The sequence below is a fragment of the Arhodomonas sp. KWT genome, assembly GCF_010993615.1.
Genome location: NZ_WNXE01000045.1, coordinates 11279 through 16995, shown reverse-complemented (window position 1 = coordinate 16995; position 5717 = coordinate 11279). Strand labels below are relative to the sequence as shown.

General features: G+C 69.5%; 3 protein-coding genes. All 3 read left to right on the top strand.

All coding sequences use genetic code 11. The annotated features are described in order from the left end of the window. Positions 1-72 precede the first annotated feature (72 nt). The 3 genes from G7A99_RS09325 (at position 73) to G7A99_RS25850 (ending at position 5579) form a co-directional block, all read left to right on the top strand. On the top strand, positions 73-1812 hold the full coding sequence (locus tag G7A99_RS09325) for a bifunctional diguanylate cyclase/phosphodiesterase (protein ID WP_163139711.1): 1740 nt from the start codon (positions 73-75) through the stop codon (positions 1810-1812). Beyond that, entirely contained in the window at positions 1809-3875 is a 2067-nt protein-coding gene (locus tag G7A99_RS09320) for a sensor domain-containing diguanylate cyclase (protein ID WP_163139709.1), read from the top strand. The genes G7A99_RS09325 and G7A99_RS09320 overlap by 4 nt, the downstream gene beginning before the upstream one ends. Before the next feature lie 360 nt (positions 3876-4235). Further along, entirely contained in the window at positions 4236-5579 is a 1344-nt protein-coding gene (locus G7A99_RS25850; protein ID WP_163139707.1) for a methyl-accepting chemotaxis protein, read from the top strand. The last annotated feature ends 138 nt before the right edge of the window (positions 5580-5717 follow it).

The window sequence follows — 5717 nt, the reverse complement described above, 5'->3', positions numbered from 1 at the left end:
GGGACGGGTTTGCGGGCGTACCACGATCCGGCTGCATGCCACTTCAGGACACCGCGGGGAAATCACCGGGACATGTCGCAGACCTCACCAGCCGCGTCCGCGGACTCGCTCCCCGGCCTCCTGCGCGCGCTGCCCCGCGAGGGCACCCGCACCACCGTCATCATCCTGCTGCTGGCCGCCTGTGCATCGCTGTTCATCGTCCTGGACGGCGGCCCCCCGAGTGCGGTGGCGCACTTCATGTACGCGCCCATCCTGCTGGCGGCATATGCCCATGGCGCCCGCGCCGGTGTGGTCACCGGCGTGCTGACGGGGCTGCTGGCCGGGCCGGTACTGGGGGTCGGGATCGGCGAAATCCAACGCTCCGCGGGTGAGCTGGCACTGCACTGGAGCGTGCGCACGCTCTGGTTCGCCGCCGTCGGCGGACTGGTCGGCTACGCGGTGCACCAGACCCGGGTCCAGGCGGAACGGCTCACGGACCTGCGCTTTCGCGACCCGCTCTCGTCGCTGCCAAACCTCGCCGCGATACGCCGCCATCTCAACCGCCTGAGCCGCCGCCGCAGCGCGGACGACAGTGACCGCGTGACCGTGATCGCGCTGCGGGTCCAGAACCACGACAAGCTGGTGGAGACCTTCGGCCACCGCAACACCGCACTGGTGTTCCGCACCTTCGCCGACTCCCTGCGCAAGCGTTTCGGCGCCGGGCTTTTCGTGGGCCGCAGCGGACCGGACCGGATGACGATCATCCACGACGGCGCCGGCGGCGTGACCCGCCGGGAGCTGATGGCCGAGATCGACCGCCTCGCCCGTTCGCCGGTGGAGCTGGACGGTGTGCCGGTATTCCTCGACATCGCCACAGGCATTGCCCGGGAGCGAACCGCCGATACGGATCCGGCCGAGCTGGTCTCCAAGGCCGACGTCGCCGCCAACCGCGCGGTGGCCGAAGGCTCGGAGGTCGCGGTCTACAACTACCGCAAGGAGTCGGACTTCCAGCGCAGCCTCAAGCTCCTCGGCGAGGTGGAGCGGGCGATCGCGGACAACGAATTCCGGCTGGTCTTCCAGCCGAGCCTGGACCTGCGCACCCGGCGACTGCGCGGCGCTGAGGCACTGGCACGCTGGCAGCACCCGGAGCGCGGGCTGGTCAGCCCCGGGACGTTCATCCCGATGATCGAGCAGACCCGGATGGTCGACACCTTCACCCGCTGGACCGTGGAGCGCTCTCTCACCCAGCTCGCCGAATGGCACGCCAACGGCACAAACGCCTCGGTGGCGGTGAACCTCTCGGCGCGCAACCTCAACAGCGACGAGCTGCTGCGCTTCATCAACGACCGCCTGGTGAACCTCGGGATCGACCCGCGCGGCCTGGAGCTGGAGATCACCGAGCGCTCGCTGCTCAACGTGAAGGGCTCCCGGCTCAAGCAGCTGGAGGCGCTGCGCGAGGCGGGTGTCGGTATCGCCGTGGACGACTTCGGCACCGGCTACGCCTCGCTCGCCTACCTCCGCTCGCTGCCCATCACCACCCTCAAGCTGGACCGCTCATTCATCACGGGCATGCCCAACCAGCCTTACGACTTCGCGCTCGTGCGGCGCATCATCCAGATGGCCCACGATCTCGGCCTGGAGGTGGTGGGCGAGGGCGTCGAGGACGCGAGGACCCTCATTCAGCTGCGCCGCCTCGACTGCGATGCCGCGCAGGGCTTCTACATCGCCCGGCCGGTGGAGGCGGCACAGGCCGAGCAGCTGATGCGCGAGGGCTGGCCCAAGGGCCACATACTCGACGCCGGCGACCCCGACGTCCCCGACACCCCGGCATGAGCCAGGAGGCCCGCATCGCCGTCATCGACCTCACCCACTGCGACCGCGAACCCATCCACGTACCCGAACAGATCCAGCCTTTCGGCCTGATGCTGGTCAGCGACGGCCGAAGCGGACGCATCACCCGCGTCAGCGCCAACACCGACGCCTGGCTGGACACCCCGCCGGAGACCTGCCTGAACCGTCCACTGGCCGAGCTCACCGGCAAGCCGCTGGCCGAAACGATCCGTGAGGCCGCGCGGGGGCTCGATACGGGTCACCGTGTGACCAGCGGCACGCTGACCCCCGGGCGCACGGGAGAGCGGGCGGTCTCGGTGACCGTCCACCGGGTCGGCGACGAAGTGGTCGCGGAGATGGAGCCGGACAGCCCCATCGAGCTTTCCCGGTCGCTGCTGCAGCACCAGGTCTCTGCCATATCGCGTACCAGCAAGGCAGCCGGCTCGGACGAGCTGCTGACTCTGGCCGTGGAGGAGATCGCGGCGGCCACCGGCTACATGCGCGTGCTCGCCTACCGCTTCGACGACGCATGGAACGGTGACGTGGTGGCCGAGACCACCAACGGTGTACCGCCGCGCTTCGAGGGCCATCACTTCCCCCATACGGATATCCCGGCCCAGGCCCGGGCGCTCTACCGGCGCAACCGCATCCGCGTAATCCCGGATATCGAATACACCCCAACGGCGCTGGTCACCGGCACCGACCAGCCGCTGGATATGAGCGACTGCCTGCTGCGCTCGGTCTCCCCGGTGCACCTGGAGTACCTGCGCAACATGGGAGTGACGGCGACACTGGTGATGTCGCTGCTGGTCGAAGGCGAGCTCTGGGGCATGATCGTCTGCCAGTCCGATACCCCCAAGACCATGCCGCAGCCGCTGCGGCAATTCTGCGACACCCTGGCACGGATGCTCGGGCTGCAGATCGAGTCGCATCTGCGCCGCGAGATCGATGCCGAGACCGTGGCGGCCGCCGAGGAGATCGATGCCCTGCGCGCGCTGCTTCAGGCCGGCACCGACCTCCCCTCGGCACTGCGCTCGCGCAGCGAGCGCCTGCTCGGGGCGTTCCACAGCCGCTCGCTGATCCTCCACATCGCGGATAACCGGACCGTGCTCGGCGAGCAGATTGCCGCGGCGACGGAGCGGCGGATCGTGGACCACGCCGCCACACCGGAGGCCGACCGGATCGCCTGCGCCGATCACCTTGCTCCGGAGATCCGGCCGGAGGGCACCGAGGACAGCTGGATCGCCGGCTACATGTACCTGCCGATCTCACGGGACGGCGAGGACTACTGCCTGTGGCTGCGCGGCGAGAACCCGTTCTCCATCCCCTGGGCCGGCAACCCCGAGAAAACCGGCACGGACGAGGGACATGACCCGGCATCGCGACTTACCCCGCGACGCTCCTTCGAGCTGTGGCTGGAAGAGGTTCGTGGCACGAGCGAGGCCTGGCGCATCCCCCAGCGACGCGCGGCGTACCGCTTCCGCGAGCTGCTGCGTATGCAGCTCGCCAGCGAATACCGCGCTGCACGCATCCGCGAGCGCACCCTGCGGCGCATGGCCACCCACGACGACCTCACCGAGCTGCCCAACCGCACGCTGGTGATGGACCGGCTGCGCAAGGCCACCGACGAGGCGCAGCGCGACGGCACCGCCGTGCTGTGCCTGTTCATCGACCTCGACGGCTTCAAGCCCGTGAACGACGCCTACGGCCACGGCGTCGGCGACGAGGTACTGAAGATCCTGGCGGAACGACTCGCCGAGACCCTGCGCGGGTCGGACTCCGTTGGCCGGGTCGGCGGCGACGAGTTCGTCGTGGTCGCACGGGTGAACACCCATCGCCGCTGGCGCCACGCCGGGGAGGTGCTTGCCGAGCGCGTCATCGACCTGGCCGCCCGGCCGGTGACCGTCGACGAGGTCACTCACGCCGTGGGCTGCAGCATCGGCATCGCGGTGTTCCCCGAAATCGACGCCTCGCCGGAGGCGCTGATGCAGCAGGCCGACCAGGCGATGTACGCCGCCAAGGGCAGCGGCGGCAACACCTACCGTTTCGCCGACGGTAGCGCTTGAAAGGACGGGCCCCGCGCACCGGCTGCCAGCGTCTTCCGGCCGCGGCGCGGTAAACGCGACCACCGCCCGCCCCGGCGCACCGACACATCCGCCCTCCGGTCCACGGATGCAATGACCCGCCGGATCGCCCTGCGGCCCTGGCGTGACGGGCCTCGTCCGCCGGGCCGACGCGGTCTCCCGGGCGGCGCCCGATGGCCCCACCCCGTCGGCCCACCCGAATAGTCCGGGATTGAACTAAATGTACAAATAACTCATAATGCTGTACAAGAATTTTACAACCACAGTAAGAGAACACCGGCCGTCCGGTGGCGCACCCGCTTTCGGCAGCGTTGCGGCCCCGGTCACCGTGGAAATACGTCTATGCCTATCAGCGCCCGCCTCCCCGGTATCACCACCGCCGCGTATCGTGAATACGTCGCGAGCCTCGAGGAAGAATCCCGGCGCCTGCGTGCAGAACGCCGGGCGATGGAGACCGCCATGGGTGTCGTGCACTTCGACCTCCGCGGCCGGATCACCCACGCCAACCAGCGCTTTGCGGAAATCCTCGGCTATGCCGACCCGGATTCGCTCCAGGGCGTGCCCCACCAGCGTTTCTGCGACGCGCAGTACGCGGCGAGCGCCGACTACGAGGCATTCTGGGCGGCCCTGCGCCGCGGCGATCCCCAGCAGGGGCGGGTACGACGCCTCGATGCGCAAGGCCGGACGGTATGGCTGGAGGCGTCGTACAACCCGGTGATGGACGACGACGGACAGACGGCGAGCGTGATCAAGATCGCCAGCGACATCACCGAACGGGTCAACAAGGGCATTCGGGACCGCGCGATCATCGGCGCCCTGGACCGGGTGATGGCGGTCGCGGAGTTCACCGTCGACGGCACCCTGCGCAAGGCCAACGAGAACTTCCGCCGGCTCATGGGGTATGACGCCGGCAGCATCGAGGGCGTCCATCACCGCGAGTTCTGCCCCCCGGAGTTCGCCGGCAGTGACGACTATGCAGCGTTCTGGAAGCGGCTCCGCGCCGGTGAATACTATGCCGACCGGGTGCAGCGGCGCGCCCGTGACGGCAGTGCACGCTGGCTGCAGGCGAGCTACAACCCGGTCTTCGACGACGAGCAACGGGTGGTCGGGGTGATCAAGTTCGCCACCGACATCACCGACGAGGTCCACCGCCAGGAGGCGGAGCGGGAGAGTGCGGCCTACGCCCTCGACGTCTCGCGCCAGAGCGCGGAGCGCTCGCGGGCGGGGGTGGAGACGGTGAACCGCTCGCTGGAGGAAACCCGACGGATGTCGGAACGCATCGAGCAGGCCGGCAGAGAGGCCGAAGGGCTCGACGAGCACGCCGAGCGGATCTCGGCGATCGTGGCTGCGGTACGCGGCGTCGCTGACCAGACCAACCTGCTGGCGCTCAACGCCGCCATCGAGGCGGCACGGGCCGGGGACGCCGGCCGCGGCTTCTCCGTCGTCGCCGACGAGGTGCGCAAGCTCGCGGAGCGCACTGCCAGCGAGACCACCGAGATCACCAGCATGGTCGCGGACGTGCAGCGACGCACCCGCGATTTCGTCGCCCAGATGGAGGGCCTGCTCGAGCATGTCCGCCAGGGCGTGGCGCTGACGCGGGAGACCGGTGAGACCATGGAGGAGGTCAACCGCTACGCGGAATCGGTGGTCGAGGCAGCCGGCCGGGTCAGCGAGATCCGCACCTGAGCACCGTCAGCGCCCCTTCGCGTCCAGCCGGCGCTCCACCACCCGGGCCAGCGCCGCCGAGGCATCGGCGATGCGCTGCGGCGTGACCGTGGCGTAGCCGAGCACCAGGCCCGGCCGCGCCGCGGCGGTATCGTGGTA

Excerpts from the sequence above, each read along its gene's own strand:
- G7A99_RS09325 (WP_163139711.1), top strand. The coding sequence starts at position 73 with ATGTCGCAGACCTCACCAGCCGCGTCCGCGGACTCGCTCCCCGGCCTC.
- G7A99_RS09320 (WP_163139709.1), top strand. The coding sequence starts at position 1,809 with ATGAGCCAGGAGGCCCGCATCGCCGTCATCGACCTCACCCACTGCGAC.
- G7A99_RS25850 (WP_163139707.1), top strand. The coding sequence starts at position 4,236 with ATGCCTATCAGCGCCCGCCTCCCCGGTATCACCACCGCCGCGTATCGT.